Origin of the sequence: Shewanella litoralis, from assembly GCF_009828585.1 — a bacterium.
GTDB lineage: Bacteria > Pseudomonadota > Gammaproteobacteria > Enterobacterales > Shewanellaceae > Shewanella > Shewanella litoralis.
In genome coordinates this window covers 1-248 of the sequence record NZ_WSRZ01000172.1, presented here as the reverse complement: position 1 = coordinate 248, position 248 = coordinate 1, and the positions used below count along the sequence as shown (strand labels likewise).

Annotated in this window: 1 pseudogene; it reads left to right on the top strand. The window is 35.5% G+C overall.

Going from position 1 to position 248, the window contains the following annotated elements:
* Positions 1–117: 117 nt before the first annotated feature.
* Positions 118–248 (top strand): annotated as a pseudogene (locus GQA99_RS20520) (transposase); the annotation flags it as partial.

Sequence of the window (248 nt, the reverse complement as noted above, 5' to 3'; positions counted from 1 at the left end):
GTGATAATTGTCATTGGCTTTATTTATTGGTCATGTTGATTTGTTTGGCGACAATTATCAGATCATAAATAAGGCCTTTTTTCTATCTAAAATATAGGTTTATTGCTAAAGATCCTGTCTATGAACGTAGCTTACCGTTGGTTCTTGAGAATGGGACTGACAGAAAAAGTGATTGATGCATCAACCTTAAGCCAAAATCGTATTCGTCGTTTCAATGGCACCGATGTTTTCGAACGTATTTTTAACCG